At 63.5% G+C, this 14,933-nt stretch carries 11 protein-coding genes and 2 pseudogenes; 10 read left to right on the forward strand and 3 right to left on the reverse strand.

The window, feature by feature from the left end; translation table 11 throughout:
* A complete protein-coding gene (locus AC3RCJ_RS26520; protein WP_492957241.1) occupies positions 1-606 on the forward strand; it encodes a hypothetical protein in 606 nt (201 codons plus the stop codon).
* On the opposite strand, the gene AC3RCJ_RS26525 is transcribed toward AC3RCJ_RS26520, so the two are convergent.
* From AC3RCJ_RS26525 to ada, 3 genes are all read right to left on the reverse strand, one after another.
* Positions 548-2,224: a mechanosensitive ion channel family protein gene (locus tag AC3RCJ_RS26525; protein WP_492957242.1), complete on the reverse strand. Its 1,677-nt coding sequence runs from the start codon at positions 2,222-2,224 to the stop codon at positions 548-550. The genes AC3RCJ_RS26520 and AC3RCJ_RS26525 overlap by 59 nt on opposite strands.
* A gap of 75 nt (positions 2,225-2,299) precedes the next feature.
* A complete protein-coding gene (locus AC3RCJ_RS26530) occupies positions 2,300-2,989 on the reverse strand; it encodes a 2OG-Fe(II) oxygenase (protein ID WP_492957243.1) in 690 nt (229 codons plus the stop codon).
* A complete protein-coding gene (gene ada, locus AC3RCJ_RS26535; protein ID WP_492957244.1) occupies positions 2,986-4,041 on the reverse strand; it encodes a bifunctional DNA-binding transcriptional regulator/O6-methylguanine-DNA methyltransferase Ada in 1,056 nt (351 codons plus the stop codon). The genes AC3RCJ_RS26530 and ada overlap by 4 nt, the downstream gene beginning before the upstream one ends.
* Before the next feature lie 181 nt (positions 4,042-4,222).
* Here ada and hutC point away from each other — a divergent pair, with 181 nt between their 5' ends.
* From hutC to AC3RCJ_RS26580, 9 genes and pseudogenes are all read left to right on the forward strand, one after another.
* Positions 4,223-4,942, forward strand: coding sequence for a histidine utilization transcriptional repressor HutC (gene hutC, locus AC3RCJ_RS26540; RefSeq protein ID WP_492957245.1), 720 nt, complete (start codon positions 4,223-4,225; stop codon positions 4,940-4,942).
* 350 nt (positions 4,943-5,292) lie between these two features.
* Positions 5,293-8,637 carry a PAS domain-containing hybrid sensor histidine kinase/response regulator gene (locus AC3RCJ_RS26545; protein WP_492957246.1) on the forward strand — a complete coding sequence of 1,115 codons (3,345 nt, stop codon included), beginning with the start codon at positions 5,293-5,295 and terminating at the stop codon, positions 8,635-8,637.
* A gap of 81 nt (positions 8,638-8,718) precedes the next feature.
* Complete coding sequence (locus tag AC3RCJ_RS26550) at positions 8,719-9,165, forward strand: response regulator (RefSeq protein WP_492957247.1); 447 nt, start codon at positions 8,719-8,721, stop codon at positions 9,163-9,165.
* 294 nt (positions 9,166-9,459) lie between these two features.
* Positions 9,460-9,786, forward strand: a complete 327-nt coding sequence (gene trxA, locus AC3RCJ_RS26555) for a thioredoxin TrxA (protein ID WP_492957248.1) — start codon at positions 9,460-9,462, stop codon at positions 9,784-9,786.
* Between the two features lie 155 nt (positions 9,787-9,941).
* On the forward strand, positions 9,942-11,204 hold the full coding sequence (gene rho / locus AC3RCJ_RS26560) for a transcription termination factor Rho (protein WP_034746249.1): 1,263 nt from the start codon (positions 9,942-9,944) through the stop codon (positions 11,202-11,204).
* 306 nt (positions 11,205-11,510) lie between these two features.
* On the forward strand, positions 11,511-11,780 hold the full coding sequence (locus AC3RCJ_RS26565; protein ID WP_034746247.1) for a type B 50S ribosomal protein L31: 270 nt from the start codon (positions 11,511-11,513) through the stop codon (positions 11,778-11,780).
* 153 nt (positions 11,781-11,933) lie between these two features.
* Positions 11,934-13,658 (forward strand): ArnT family glycosyltransferase, encoded by a 1,725-nt coding sequence (locus AC3RCJ_RS26570; protein WP_492957249.1) that lies wholly within the window; start codon positions 11,934-11,936, stop codon positions 13,656-13,658.
* 246 nt (positions 13,659-13,904) lie between these two features.
* A pseudogene (locus tag AC3RCJ_RS26575) lies at positions 13,905-14,684 on the forward strand (choice-of-anchor A family protein); the annotation flags it as partial.
* A 66-nt stretch (positions 14,685-14,750) separates the two neighbouring features.
* Positions 14,751-14,861, forward strand: a pseudogene (locus tag AC3RCJ_RS26580) (PEP-CTERM sorting domain-containing protein); the annotation flags it as partial.
* Positions 14,862-14,933: the final 72 nt, after the last annotated feature.

A 14,933-nucleotide genomic window follows, 5' to 3' on the forward strand; every position in this document is an offset into this window, starting at 1 on the left:
ATGCCATATCGTCACACACTGTTATTCCTGCTTGCCGCCTTGACGAACATCAACGCCTCGGCATGGTCGCGCATGGGCAAAGCCGCCGTCATGACGGAGGCGGGCCTTCCCTGCTTCAAGATTGCCAGCGAAGAGGAACGCTCAAGGGGGCCAGTCAGCCTGAAGATGCTGACGATCAGCACACCTGGGCCGAATGGCTGGAACAATGTATGGACGGTCATGTTTCCCAATGCCTCGTTTGGCGATCCCAGCTATCGTCTGCCAAACAAGGGATGCGTGCGCTACGGCAAGGCCCCCGAGGGGGCCGAGAGCAGCGATGCCGCGCCGCTGGTGGCGGGAAAAGTGTATGGCGTATCCTTCCTGGGAAGGCCGCCCTCCGCGTCCGATCCCACTTCGCGCTACTCGGCAGATTTTTGCCTGCTCGCGGCACCCGCCGGGGGGGTTCCAAGTGATTCAGCTGACAAATGGCAAGAATACCTGCGCTCCCGAGGAAAAGCCAAGATAGCGCGTACCATTGCATCCGTCACGCACAGACCACGCTTCGCGTTCAAGACTTGGGCGGAACCACCTCAATCGATTCCTCCCCCCGCCTCGCCGGCGCCCTGAACCATTCACCGGGCGGCACCACGTGCGATTCTTTCGGGTCGTCGATGTAGTGCGGCGAGGTGATCTGCACGTCGAATTCGTTGAAGACGTCGATGATGTTCTGGTGCAGGCGGTTCAGCACTTCGGCGCGCTGGCGGGGGACTTCGGCGCTGGCGTAGGCGACGAGGCGGTATTGCACGTAGTAATCCTGCAGGGCCAGCTGCATCACGTACGGTTTCGGCGTGGTCGACAGTTCCGTCGTGCGCGACGCGGCCAGTTCCAGCATGGCGTGCACTTGCCGCCACGGCGTGGCGTAGCCGATGGTGACGGTGGAGTCGAGCACGAAGCCGCCGCCGGGCTGGGCGCGCGAATAGTTTTTTGTCGTTTGCGACATCACCCAGGCGTTCGGCAAGGCGACCTCTTCACCCAGGCCCGTGCGCAGGCGCGTCTCGAACATGCCCACGTCGACCACGGTACCCTCGCTGTCGCCCACGCGCACATATTCTCCCTTGCGCAGGGCGCGCGTGTACATCAGGATCAGGCCGCTGGCGCCCTGGCCGACGATGCTCGACGCGCCGATCGACACCATCAGGCCCACCAGCACGGAGAGTCCCTGGAAGGCGGCCGTGTGCGAGCCGGGCAGATACGGATACGCCATGGCCAGCGCGAACAGCCAGATCACCACGCTGGCGATGCGGCGCGTCGGCAGGGCCGTGTCCTTGTCCAGCCAGCCGATCTGCAATTCGCCGCTTTCCACGCGCTTGAACAGCGAGGCGGCCGTGGCGGCGATCAGGCGCGCGATGGCGAAGATCACGCACACCAGCACCAGCCCCGGCAAGGCGCCGATGATGGCGTGGAAGACGTCGGCCGCCACATCGAACAGATAGCCGCTCAGGCTTTCGCCCCAGGAACGCGTGTACGGCAGACGGGCCAGCACGAAGGCGGCCCACAGATAGGTGGCCATCAGGCGCAAGCCCCACAGCACGGCGCTCAGCAGTTGATACGCGAAGGCGATGTAGTGCTCGGCGTCGAGCACGCGCACGTTTTTCAGGCGCACGTCGCGCAGGCGCGCGGCCAGCAGCACGCCGCTGCGGCGCTTGGCCCAGCGGTACAGACGCGTCAGGCCCATCCACACGAGCCAGAACACGAGGGTGGCGGCCGCGCACACGGCGGCGGCGATCGACAGGTAGCGCCAGCTGCTCTGCTCGCGATAGTCGAGCACAGCCTTGCGCAATTCCTCGGCCGCCATTTTCGCCACGCTTTCCGTCGTGTCGCCGGCCAGCAAATTGACGTCGCCGGGCACGACGACGAACAGTTGCACGCCATCGAGCAGCACCTGCGTGCCCTCGGCAATCATGCGCGTGCTTGTCTGCAAGGGGCCGTTCTTGGCCAGCACGCCTTCCAGGCGACGCTGCGCACCGATGGCCCGCTCATCGGGCGGATAGCCGGCCAGCGCGGCGCGGAAGACGAACACCTTGCGGTTGGCAAACATCAGCGGCGCCGTCTTGACGGCCGCGGCCTGCGACGGCGCGATGGCGGTCGCGGCTTCCGCAACGAGCGAGGATGCGCCCTCGTCCGCATGGGCTGCGGGCAGCAAAAACATGGTCAACAGGCACAGCAGGCGGAGCAACGCGGACATGGCAGAAATGAAAGAGTGACAAGGAGTAGCCATCATGACATGTAATTGCGGAAACTCAAGCGCCGCACCTACCGTTCAGCTCGCATCATGAAAAATGATGCCCAGGGTGTGGCGCAAGCCCGAGCGCAAACGCGACACGCCATGGCGCATATTGACGCGGTAACTGCCGCGCGTGCCGTTGACGGGGCGCTGCGCGACGGGAAAGAGGACGGCGTCGCCCTGCATCAACGACACGACTTCGGCGCGCGACTGCATGCGCGGGCGCTGCTCCGTCAGCACGAACTCGCCGCCCGTGAAATCGTCTTGCGGGCGCGACAGCAGCACGGCCAGCTGCAGCGGAAACACGTGCTCGCCATACAGGTCCTGGTGCAGGCAGTTGTAATCGCCTGCGCGGTAGCGCAAGAGCAAGGGCGTGGGCCGCGTCTGCCCAGCCGCATGGCAGCGCGCCAGGAAGTCCGCATGCACCTCAGGAAAGCGGCTATCGAGACCCATGCTGGCATGCCAACGGTTGGCAATCGCCGCCAGCGGCCGGTACAGCTGTTCGCGCAAGGCGGCCACCACCTCGGGCAGCGGATACGCCCAGTACTGGTACTCGCCCTGGCCAAAACCGTGGCGCTGCATCACCACACGGCTGCGAAAGCGCGACGCCTCGTCATACTGCGCCGCCAGCGCGACGCACTGCGCAGGACTCAGCAAGCCCTGCACGACGGCATGGCCATATTGATTCAGCTCATCCTCGATCTGCGGCCAGTCCAGCGCCCTCACCGTCCGCCCTCGCGCTCGAGCAGCGCCTGCTTGCGCTCCACGCCCCAGCGGTAGCCGGACAAGGCGCCATCGTTGCGCACCACGCGGTGGCAGGGGATGGCGACGGCCAGCGCATTGGCGGCGCAGGCGCCCGCCACGGCCCGCGCCCCGTTCGGCGCGCCGACGCGCCGCGCCAGCTCGGCGTAGCTGACGGTGCTGCCGGCGGGAATCTCGCGCAAGGCTTGCCACACGCGCTGCTGGAACACGGTGCCGCGCACGTCGAGCGGCAAGTCCAGGCCGATCGCCGGCGCCTCGACCAGTCCCACCACCTGCGCCACCGTCCGTTCGTAGTCGGGCTCGGCGCCGCGCAGCTCGGCGCGGGGAAAGCGGTCCTGCAAGTCGCGCAGCAGCACTTCCGGGTCGTCGTCGATCAAAATGGCGCAGATGCCCTTGTCCGTGCTGGCCACGAGGATGGCGCCCAGCGAACAGGCACCGATGGCAAAGCGGATCACGGCGCCGCTGCCGCCGTCGCGGAATGCGCCCGGCGTCATGCCCAGCAAGCCCGGCGTGGCGGCATAGAAGCGGCCGCTGGAATTGAAGCCGGCCGCATATAAGGTTTCCGTGACGTTCGCCGCGCCCTGCAAGCCGGCCTTCAGGCGCTCGCCGCGCCGCGCCGCCGCATAGGCTTTCGGCGTGATGCCCGTGTGCGCCTTGAAGACGCGGTGAAAGTGAAAGCGGCTCATGCCGGCGGCCCTGGCAAGGCTGTCCAGGTCCGGCAGCTCGTCGCTGGCGTCGATCAGGCGGCAGATGTCGGCCACCATGGCCGCCTGGCGCCGGGCCAGCGGCGGCAGATTGGGCTTGCAGCGCAGGCAGGGGCGAAAGCCGGCCGCCTCCGCCTGCTCGCACGTGGCGTGGAAAGCCACGTTGCGGCGCAAGGCGGGGCGCGCGGCGCAGGACGGGCGGCAATACACGCCCGTCGTGCGCACCGAGTAATAAAAGACGCCGTCGGCGTCGGGCGCGCGCCGCTGCAGGGCATCCCAGCGTTCATCGTCGGTCAGGTAAGCGTGTTCCATGGCGAACTCCGTGCAGGTCAAGAATAAGTCACCAGCATAGCCAGTGCCCGCGCGCGCGCCACTCCGGCGCTTGCTTTTGAATTCAAAAAAAGGCTGGCGGCAGCCATCGTGCTCGGTGCTAAAATCGTCCATCGCGCCTTCACCCGGAGGCGTGCCCTGCCCGCGCTTCGGAGAAACCGCATTGGACGAACAGAATACACAAGAAAATACGCCCATTTTCCAGCGCATCAAGGATTTTCTGCTGGCCGGCATCGCCTCCGGCCGCTGGAAGGAAGGCGACGTGATTCCTTCCGAGCAAGCATTGGTGAAACAATTCGGCGTCTCGCGCATGACGGTCAACCGCGCCGTGCGCGAACTGACGAGCGAACAGGTGCTGACGCGGCGCCAGGGGTCGGGCACCTATGTGGCGCAGCAAAAATACCAGGCGACCTTGCTGGAAATCAAGAGCATCGCCGACGAAGTGCGCGCGCGCGGGCATATCCACCGCAGCAGCCTGCAATTGCTGGAACGCATCAAGGCGTCGGACTTGCTGGCCAAGCAATTCGGCCTGGCCGCCGAACACCCGCTGTTCCATTCGCTGATCGTGCACTTTGAAAACGGCGTGCCGATCCAGGTGGAAGACCGCTGGGTCAATCCCGCTTGCGCGCCCGACTACATGACGCAGGATTTTTCCAGCATCACGCCCAATGAATACCTGATGGCCGCCGCGCCCCTGCAAGGCGCCACCTACAGCATCGAGGCGCTGTCGGCGCCGCGCGATATCGCCGAAATGCTGGCCATCGACACGAAACAGGCGTGCCTGGTGCTGCGGCGCCAGACGCGCTCGGGCGGCAAGATCGCCTCGATCGCCACGATGTGGCATCCGGGACACCGCTATCAGTTCGCCGGAAGTTTCAGTTAAGCACAGGCAAACAGGCCGCAGGCCTGAATGCCCATCTTATTAGCACGATTTCTGCACGCCTTTCTCTCAAATTCTCACCAAACAGCGAAAAAAATGGCCAGTTTCAGCGAAAAAAAATGCCATTTTTACTGTTTCAGAACTTAAATACTCCGAGTAAATATTCGATGCTATAGTTGCCGCCAGAAAGCGCCGCAGCGATTAATTCCGGCGCCAAAGTTGCACGCCGGCCCGGTTTAATCACGCCCCAGAAAGGGATGCATTTGTCGTTTCGCAGCCACACGAGTTTCAGCGCACCACGCCCCCGGCGCCTTGCGCTGCGCCGGCTCGCCCGTGCGATGCAGGCCGCGGGCATGGCACTGACCGTTCCGGCGCTGGCGCAGGCGGCCCCGAGCGGTGCGGCGACGGCATCGCTGTGGCCATATGCGGCGGCCGGTGCCACCGTCCTGGCCGCCGTGGCCGGCTGGCACGCCTGGCGCCTGCGGCGGCAGTTGCGGCGCGTGCAGGCAGGACTGCCAGCGGAACAGGCATTGGGACCGCAATCGACGCAAGCCCTGCGTGGCGGCGCCATGGCAGGCTGGACCTGGCGACGCCAGTCGGACCAGCTGGAATTTTCCAGCCTGTACCAGGATTTACTGGGCGACAAGCATGCCAGGCTGGAGCGCACGCTGGCCGACTGGCTGGCCGAAGTGCACCGCGACGACCGCGCGCGCCTGAGCCTTGCCTTTCGCCAACACCTCGATGGCCACGCACCGGGCCCCTTCAATTGCGAATTTCGCTTGCGCCACACGGACGGTCATTGGCGCTGGCTGCTGGCGCGCGGCGCCGTGCTGGCACGCGCTTCCGATGGCGCCGCCACGCAGGCCAGCGGCATCATCTGCGACGTCAGCGAACGCAAGGCCGATGAAGAGTCGCGCATGCGCTCCATGCTGGAAGCGGCACCCGAAGCCATGCTGGTGGCCGATGTCGAAGGCAAGGTGCACTACGCCAACCAGATCGGCGCGCGCTGCTTCGGCTATCCGCTGGCCGAACTGATAGGCATGTCGCTCGAGCAACTGGTACCGGAAAGCACGGACAGCCACTCGGCCGGCGACCCGCAAGCGCGGCACAGCCTGCCAGGCAGGGTAATGATGGCGCGCCGCCGCGACAGCACGCATTTCCCGGCCAAGGTCAGCCTGTCGCCGCTGCGCATGGCCGGCCAGGTGTTTTCCATCGTCTCGCTGCGCGACATGACGCAGCGCCAGCGCGCCGAGGAAGCACTGCACGCCAGCTCGGAACGCTATCGCCTGATCGTGCAGACGGCGGCCGAAGGCATCTGGATGACGGATGCCGAAGGCAAGACCACCTTCGTCAATCCGAAGATGGCCCACATGCTCGGCTACACGGTGCAGGAAATGCTGGGCCGCCCCATGCTCGATTTCATGGACCGCGACAGCCAGTTGCTGATGCAGCGGCGCCTTGCCAGCCACGGCAGCTTCGCCAGCCAGCCGGACCAGATCGACTTCCGCTTCTTCCGCAAGGACCAGTCCAGCCTGTGGGGCTTGCTGTCGAGCACCAGCATCCAGTCGGACAATGGCGAACCGGGCGGCACCCTGGCGATGATCACCGACATCACGGAACGGCGCCAGGCGTCGATCGCGCTGTCCAACTCCAGCCAGCGCATGGCGTCCGTGTTTGGCGCCGTCACCAACGGCCTGGTGGTGCAGGACAGCCACGGCCATATCCTGGAAAGCAACGCGGCCGCCGAACGCATGCTGGCCGCCAGCCCGGCCAGCCAGGCCAACCGCAGCCTGTGGCAAGCCATCCGCGAAGATGGCAGCGCCTTCGACCAGCGCAGCCATCCCGTGCACATCACCTTGTCGACGGGCCAAGCCATGCGCGACGTGCTGATGGGCGTGCAACAGCCCGACGGCAGCCTGTCGTGGCTGTCCGTGAATACCGAGGCCATCCGTGATGAATACGGCAAGGTCAGCATGGTCGTGGCCAGTCTGACCGACATCACGTACCACAAGCGCAGCGAGAGCGCCTTGCGCGAGCTCAATGAGCATCTGGAAGAGCGCGTGGCCCAGCGCACCGAGCAGCTGGACCAGGCCAAGCAGGTGGCCGAGGAAGCGAGCCTGGCGAAAGGCCAATTCCTGGCCAACATGAGCCATGAAATCCGCACGCCGATGAATGGCGTGATCGGCATGGCCTACCTGGCCCTGAAGACGGAACTGGAACCGCGCCAGCGCGACTACCTGGAAAAGATCCGCTTCGCCGGCGAGCATCTGCTGGGCATCATCGACGACATCCTCGACATTTCCAAGATCGAGGCGGGCAAGCTGGAAATCGAGCGCATCAATTTCAGCTTCGACCACGTGATGCAGACCCTGACCACCGTGGTGGCGCCGCGCGCGGCGGGCAAGAACCTGGAACTGCTGTTCGAGATCGACCCGCAATTGCCGGCCGTGCTCGTGGGCGACCCGCTGCGGCTGGGCCAGGTCCTCATCAACTACACGAATAACGCCATCAAGTTCAGCGAACAGGGCAGCATCACCGTGAAAGTGCGCAAGGTGGTGGGCGACGCCAGGCACTGCCTGGTGCGCTTTGAAGTGTGCGATCACGGCATCGGCCTGTCGCAGGACGAGATGAGCAAACTGTTCCAGTCCTTCCAGCAGGCCGACACCTCCACCACGCGCGAATACGGCGGTACGGGCCTGGGCCTGGCCATCTGCAAGCAGCTGGCCCAGCTGATGGGCGGCGACGTGGGCGTCGACAGCCGTCCCGGCGCCGGCAGCACCTTCTGGTTCACGGCCAACCTGGGCATCTCGGACCAGGCGGCGCCCGCCATGCTCGACAGCATGGTGCAGACGGCGGCGGCCATGCGCGCCAGCGCCGACGCGGCCCTGGTCATGCGCACGCTCAAGCATGCGCGCATCCTGCTGGTCGAAGACAACACCTTCAACCAGCAGGTGGCGCTGGAGTTGCTGGAAGAGGCGGGCGCCTCGGTCTGCCTGGCCAACAATGGCGTGGAAGCGCTGGACCTGCTGCGCCAGACCCAGTTCGACTGCGTGCTGATGGACGTGCAGATGCCGCTGATGGATGGCTTGCAGGCGACGCGCCACATCCGCGCCGATCCGCAGCTGGCGCACCTGCGCGTGCTGGCCATGACGGCCACGGCCACCAGCGAAGACCGCGTGCGCTGCCTGGACGCGGGCATGGACGATTTCATTTCCAAGCCCATCCAGCCGGCCATGATGTACCAGACCATCGCCAGCTGGCTGCCCGCGCGCGCGACGCCACCGGCGCCCGCGCGCAGCCGCGCCGCGCCCGCCTTCAAGACCACGCTGGCCGGCGACCCGCAAGTGATCGACCTGTCCATCCTGGCAAAGTTGCTGGGATACAATCCGCAAAAAGTGCGCAAGTTTGCCTTCAAGTTCCTGCAAACGACGCAGGATGGCTTTGCCGACATCGACGCGGCGCTGGCGCGCGGCGACGTGGGCCAGGTGCGCGAACTGGGCCACCGCATCAAGTCGTCGGCACGCACCGTGGGGGCGCTGGGCCTGGCCGAGCTGTGCCACAGCCTGGAAACGCTGGCGCCGGGCCCGCCGGCGGAGGAAGCCGAGCGGGCCGCGCGCATCGTCCCCCTGCTGTGGCCGCTGCTGGAACAGATTACCGAACAAATCATGAACAACACCAGCTTTGCCAATGATGATTAGCCACCGCCAAGCGTCCATGCGGCAAGGAACCGGCATCGACAACGATGCAGCAAAAAAACCGGAACCAGAAAGACTACGACCATGAACAATGTATCTTCTCCACAAGAACAAGCAGGCCTGACCCCGCTGCGCGTACTGCTGCTCGACGACGACGTCTTCATGCTCGACGTGCTCAGCGACATGCTGGAGCAATTGGGCCAATTCGACATCCGCTGCGAGTCGCACAGCGAACTGGCCCTGACCACCTTGCGCCAGCACCAGCCGGACCTGCTGATCTGCGACCTGTCCATGCCCGATATCGACGGCATCGAATTCCTGCGCATGGCGGCCGAAGGGGGCTTCCAGGGCGGCGTGGTGTTGCTGTCCGGCCTGCATTCGGCCGTGCGCCTGGCGGCTGAGCGGCTGGCCGTGGCCAATGGCCTGCATATCCTGGGCACTTTCCGCAAGCCGATGGAAAGCACGGAGCTGCAGCACATGGTGGCCCTGCAATTGCAGCACACCTCGCGCCTGTCGGGCATGCAGGCCTGAGGCCGCAGCAGGGGGCGGGGCGGCCAGCGGACCAGCGCACATGCGGCTTTGCCGCCCGGCCAGCGCAGTCCGGGCCGATCTGCCTCAAGTTTTTCTGCAATAATCGCCACGCTTTGAAAAAATGGGTTATTATTTCAGCCATCCCCGCCTGCATACCTCTGGTCGCACCTTCCAAGCATATTGAAGTCGTGCCCATTGCCCCCATCTGCTAGCTGTACTCCAGGAAGCATGGATGGCGAACCAGCGTATGGTGAATTCCAGGCATTATTGATCCCACCCTCATTTGAGGAAAATATGAGCGAAAATATCAAACACATTAGCGATGCATCTTTCGAAGCAGACGTCCTGAAATCCGACTTGCCAGTTCTGGTGGACTTCTGGGCGGAATGGTGCGGTCCCTGCAAGGCGATCGCCCCCATCCTGGAAGAAGTCGCCAAGGAGTACGCCGGCCGCATCCAGATCGCCAAGATGGACGTGGACGCGAACCAGGCAGTACCTGCCAAGTTCGGTATCCGCGGCATCCCGACCCTGATCCTGTTCAAGGATGGTGTTGCAGCTGCTCAAAAAGTAGGCGCCATGGCCAAGGGCCAGCTGACTTCCTTCGTGGACAGCAACATTTAATGTATGATAGGCAGCGCTGCGCCCGCAGCGCCGCCTGACTGGATAGACCGGGAAACGGCTTCGTACCATTCGTGCTGACCCTTCCCCCATAATTAATCAACGCCACGCAGTCCCCTCCCCTACCTTTACATCCCGTCTCGGGACACTCAACACATATGCATTTATCCGAACTAAAGGCCTTACACGTATCCGCCCTGCTTGAGATGGCGATCGGTCTTGACATTGACAACGCAGCCCGCTTGCGCAAACAGGAGCTGATGTTCGCTATCCTGAAAAAACGCGCCAAGTCCGGCGAACAGATTTTTGGCGACGGCGCCCTGGAAGTGCTGCCGGACGGCTTCGGCTTCCTGCGCTCGCCTGACGCCAGCTACATGGCGTCCACCGACGACATTTACATCTCCCCTTCGCAAATCCGCCGCTTCAATCTGCACACCGGCGATTCGATCGAAGGCGAGGTACGGACCCCGAAAGATGGCGAACGCTATTTCGCATTGGTCAAAGTCGACAAGGTCAACGGCGAATCGCCGGAGATGTCGAAACACCGCATCCTGTTTGAAAACCTGACGCCGCTGCACCCGAACGAGCCGCTGCGCCTGGAACGTGAAATGAATGGCCAGGAAAACATCACCGGCCGCATCATCGACCTGATCGCCCCGATCGGCAAGGGCCAGCGCGGCCTGCTGGTGGCGTCGCCGAAATCGGGCAAATCCGTGATCCTGCAGCACATCGCGCATGCGATCACGGCCAACCACCCGGACATCACGCTGATCGTGCTGCTGATCGACGAACGTCCGGAAGAAGTGACCGAAATGCAACGCTCGGTGCGCGGCGAAGTCGTCGCCTCGACCTTCGACGAGCCGGCCACGCGCCACGTGCAAGTGGCCGAGATGGTGCTGGAAAAAGCCAAGCGCCTGGTCGAAATGAAAAAAGACGTGGTGATCCTGCTCGACTCGATCACGCGCCTGGCGCGCGCCTACAATACCGTCATCCCTGCCTCGGGCAAGGTGCTGACCGGCGGTGTCGATGCGAACGCGCTGCAACGTCCAAAACGCTTCTTCGGCGCCGCGCGCAATATCGAAGAAGGCGGCTCGCTGACCATCATCGCCACGGCGCTGATCGAAACGGGTTCGCGCATGGATGACGTGATCTTTGAAGAATTCAAGGGTACCGGCAACATGGAAGTGCATCTGGAGCGCCGCCTGGCCGAGAAACGTGTCTATCCGGCAATTAACCTGAACAAATCGGGTACCCGCCGCGAAGAGCTGCTGATCAAGCCGAACGAGCTGCAAAAAATCTGGATCTTGCGCAAGCTGCTGTACTCGATGGACGAGATCGAGGCGATGGAGTTCATTCTCGACAAGATGAAGGCCACGAAGAACAACGCAGAGTTCTTCGACATGATGCGCCGCGGCGGTTAAATTCGCCCATCGTGTATCGTAGGTCGGATTAGGCCCGCAGGGCTGTAATCCGACAACATTGTTGGCGAAGACGGTGGTGGTGTCGGATTACGCGCTAGCGCGCTAATCCGACCTACGTTGCGCCCGGCGTAAGCACACGCGATCATGCAAAGCCGCTCATTGAGCGGCTTTTTTATTGCCTGCGATGGGAAAGCGCTATATAATCTGCGGTTGCATTATTTTAACCCTGGCAAGTGATCGGCAATCGGGTCAAGAAGCAGGACGACCGACGAAGTGCTGTTTGGCTACCAAACTAGAGAGAAGACCATGAAAGTCGATACCCATCCAGAATACCGCGAAGTTGTTTTCCACGATCTGTCGTGCGATTTCAAATTCGTTACCCGCTCGACCATCCAAACCCGCGAAAAAATCACCCACGACGGTAAAGAATACCCACTGGTGAAGATCGAGGTTTCGGCTGAATCGCACCCATTCTTCACGGGCAAGCACAAAATCGTCGATACCGCCGGTCGCGTCGAGAAGTTCCGTCAGAAGTTCGGTTCGGTTGGTTCGAAAACCGCAGTCGCAGCAGGCTGATTTTTGCCGCTTTGCGGCAAAAAAGGGCAGCTTCGGCTACCAGAGAAAAGGCAGCTTCGGCTGCCTTTTTTGTCTTTGGCCGCTTTACTTTATACTCGCGCATACCCCGACGCCATTCGACGCGTCTTACCATTTTTCTGATACCGACTATCGATGAAGCCAGTCCGCCTTCCCGCCGCTGCCACACTCGCGCTGCCACGCTGGGCCTTGTTTGCGCTTGGCCTGCTGTACATCCTGCCTGGCCTGATCGGCCGCGAACCGTGGAAAAACGATGACGCTGCCAGTTTCGGCATCATGTGGACCATGGCGCACGGCGGCCTGCACGACTGGCTGTGGCCCAATATCGCCGGCCTGTCCATGCCCGAGGAAGGCCCGCTGGCATTCTGGATCGGCGCCATCGCCATCAAGCTGTTCGGCTGGATCGACGGCGACGTGTTTGGCGCCCGCGTGTCGACCATCGGCATCTTCGTCATCAGCACGCTTTCCGTCTGGTACACCGCCTTCAACCTGGGACGCCGCCATGACGCCCAGCCGCTGCGCCTGGCCTTCGGCGGCCAGCCCGAGCCGGACGATTTCGGCCGCACCCTGGCCGACGCGGCCGTCCTGATCTACCTGGGCTGCCTGGGACTGCTGGCGCACAGCCACGACATCACCGCCGAAGCCCTGTATGTCTCGCTGATGGCCTACCTGCTGTACCGCGCCGTGCGCTACGTGGAAGGCGCGTCCGTGCGCAACGCGGCCCTGCTGGGCCTGGCGCTGGGCGGCCTGACCCTCACGCGCGGCTGGGTCACGCCGGCCGCGCTGACCATCGCCCTGTTCCTGTGCACCATCTTGCTGCGCCTGCCGCTGCTGCGCACCGCGCGCCACCTGGCATTGGCGGTCCTGATCGGCGCCGCCCTGACCCTGGTATGGCTGCTGCCGGGCGAACTGGTGCAGCCCTATGGCCATTCGCCATTGCAAGCGTGGCTGCGCTGGAACGGCGAGCAACTGGGCATGCCCAGCCTCCTGAGCCTGCAATTTTTCTATCGCGTCGGCATCTGGTTCTTCTGGCCGGCCTGGCCGTTCGCCGCCTGGGCCGTGTACGCGTGGCGCCGCCAGCACCACGTGCTGCATATTGTCGTGCCCCTGACCTTTGTCGCCATGCTGGCCATCCTGGCCCTGTGCCACCCGAATCCGGACCAGAGCCAGCTGCTGCCCCTGCTGCCGCCACTGGCCGTGATGGCCGCCTTCGGCTTGCTGACGATGAAACGGGGCGCCATCAACGCCATCGACTGGTTCTCCGTGATGGTGCTGACGATTTGCGCCGGCGTGCTGTGGCTGTTCTGGTTCGCCACCCTGACGGGCTGGCCGCCGCGCCTGGCGCGCAATGCCCTGAAACTCTTGCCTGGCTTCAAGCCCGAACTGGAACTGGTGGCCTTCTTCGTGGCCGCCTGTGCCACGGCGGGCTGGGTGGCCCTGGTGCACTGGCGTATCTCGCGCCAGCCGGCCGTGCTGTGGCGCGCCGTGGTGCTGTCATCGGGCGGCCTGATCCTGATCTGGGTGCTGATCATGACCCTGTTCTTGCCGGAGCTAAACTACAGCAAGAGCTACGCCAGCGTGGCCCACCAGATTTCCGTTCACCTGCCACCAGGAAACGCCTGCATCAGCACCAACGTCGGCGCGGCGCAACGCGCCACCTTCGCCTATTACGGCCACCTGCCGTTTGCGGGCGTGGAACACCAGCGTTGCGACTTGCTGCTGCTGCAAGATAGCGTGAAGGTGCGCGACAACAAGGAAGCCTTGCCCGAGCATCATGGCTCGGACTGGATCAAGCTGTGGGAAGGCCGCCGGCCCACCGATGACGTGGAACGCTTCCGCCTGTACCAGCGCGTGAAATAAACAGAAAAGCCGGGCTGGTCCCGGCTTTTTTCATGCGCATCGACAAGTTATCAAGAAATCACATAAAATTGCCAAAAGAAATACTTTATTGTTTTTATTGAATGAAACTTGTTTTTTACGTATAATTCGTGCCAGCGTGAAAGCGGCCACCCTGCTCTCCCGTCCCCACCGTCCACTCTTTACCATGAGAAGCCCATGAAATCCCTGTCGATGACCGTTCGCACCCTGCCCTTCATCAGCGCCGCCATGCTGGCCCTGTCCTTCAGCGCATCGGCGCAGGCAGCCACCACCATCGACCTGGGCGCGGCAAACGGCTATTCGGCATTTATCTTCGGCAATGTCGGCAGCGGCACCGCCACCGGCTTCCATGACGTCGAAGGCCGCCTGGCCGCCGGCGGCAATGTCTGGCTGAGCAGTTTTTCCGTCGGCCAGAAAAGCACGGCGGGCGCCAGCGCGCCCAGCATCGTCACGGGCGGCAACCTGAACATCGGCACGGGTGCCATCTATAACGGCGGCGGCCTGGGCAAGGCCGTGTATGGCGTCAGCAATCCGAACGCCACGATATCGACGCAGCAGTGGTTCGAACCGGGCACCTTCAACAAGGGCAACGCCAGCACCCTGGACTTCGCGGCCGCCAAGCAGCAGCTGACCACCCTGTCGAAGGACGTGGCCAAGCTGAAGCCGACCGGCACGGTCGTCATGGAAAACAGCGGCTACACGCTGCGCGGCGACATCAATGCGGACGTGAATATCTTCAATATCGATTCCGGCGCGCTGCAAAACCTGACCCTGGACCTGTCCTCGATCAAGAGCACGGCCCACATCATCATCAATGACAGCGCCAGCAGCATCAACCTGTCGGGCGGCTATGGCAGCTTTAGCAATTTCGCCGACCGCACGCTGTTCAACTTCGCGAACGCCACCAGCACCAGCCTGACCACCTATACCTGGGGCAGCATCCTGGCACCGAACAGCGATTTCTTCGGCACCGGCCACCTGGAAGGCACGCTGGTGGCCAACTCGGTCAGCGCCAAGAACGCATGGCAGTCGCAAGTCGAGATCGGCGCCACGGGCTTCAATGCCGTTACCGTCTCGGCCGTGCCGGAACCGGGCACCTACGCCATGCTGCTGGCCGGCCTGGGCCTGCTGGCCTTCCTGCGCCGCCGCACGCCGGCGCGCGCGCCGCAGGCACAACTGGCATAAGCTGCGCGCCAAAGCCATCCGCAACACCGGGCCGCGCCAGCGCCCCGGTGTTTTTTTATGGCCAACAAGCAA

The organism is Janthinobacterium sp. GW822-FHT07H11 (assembly GCF_058798615.1).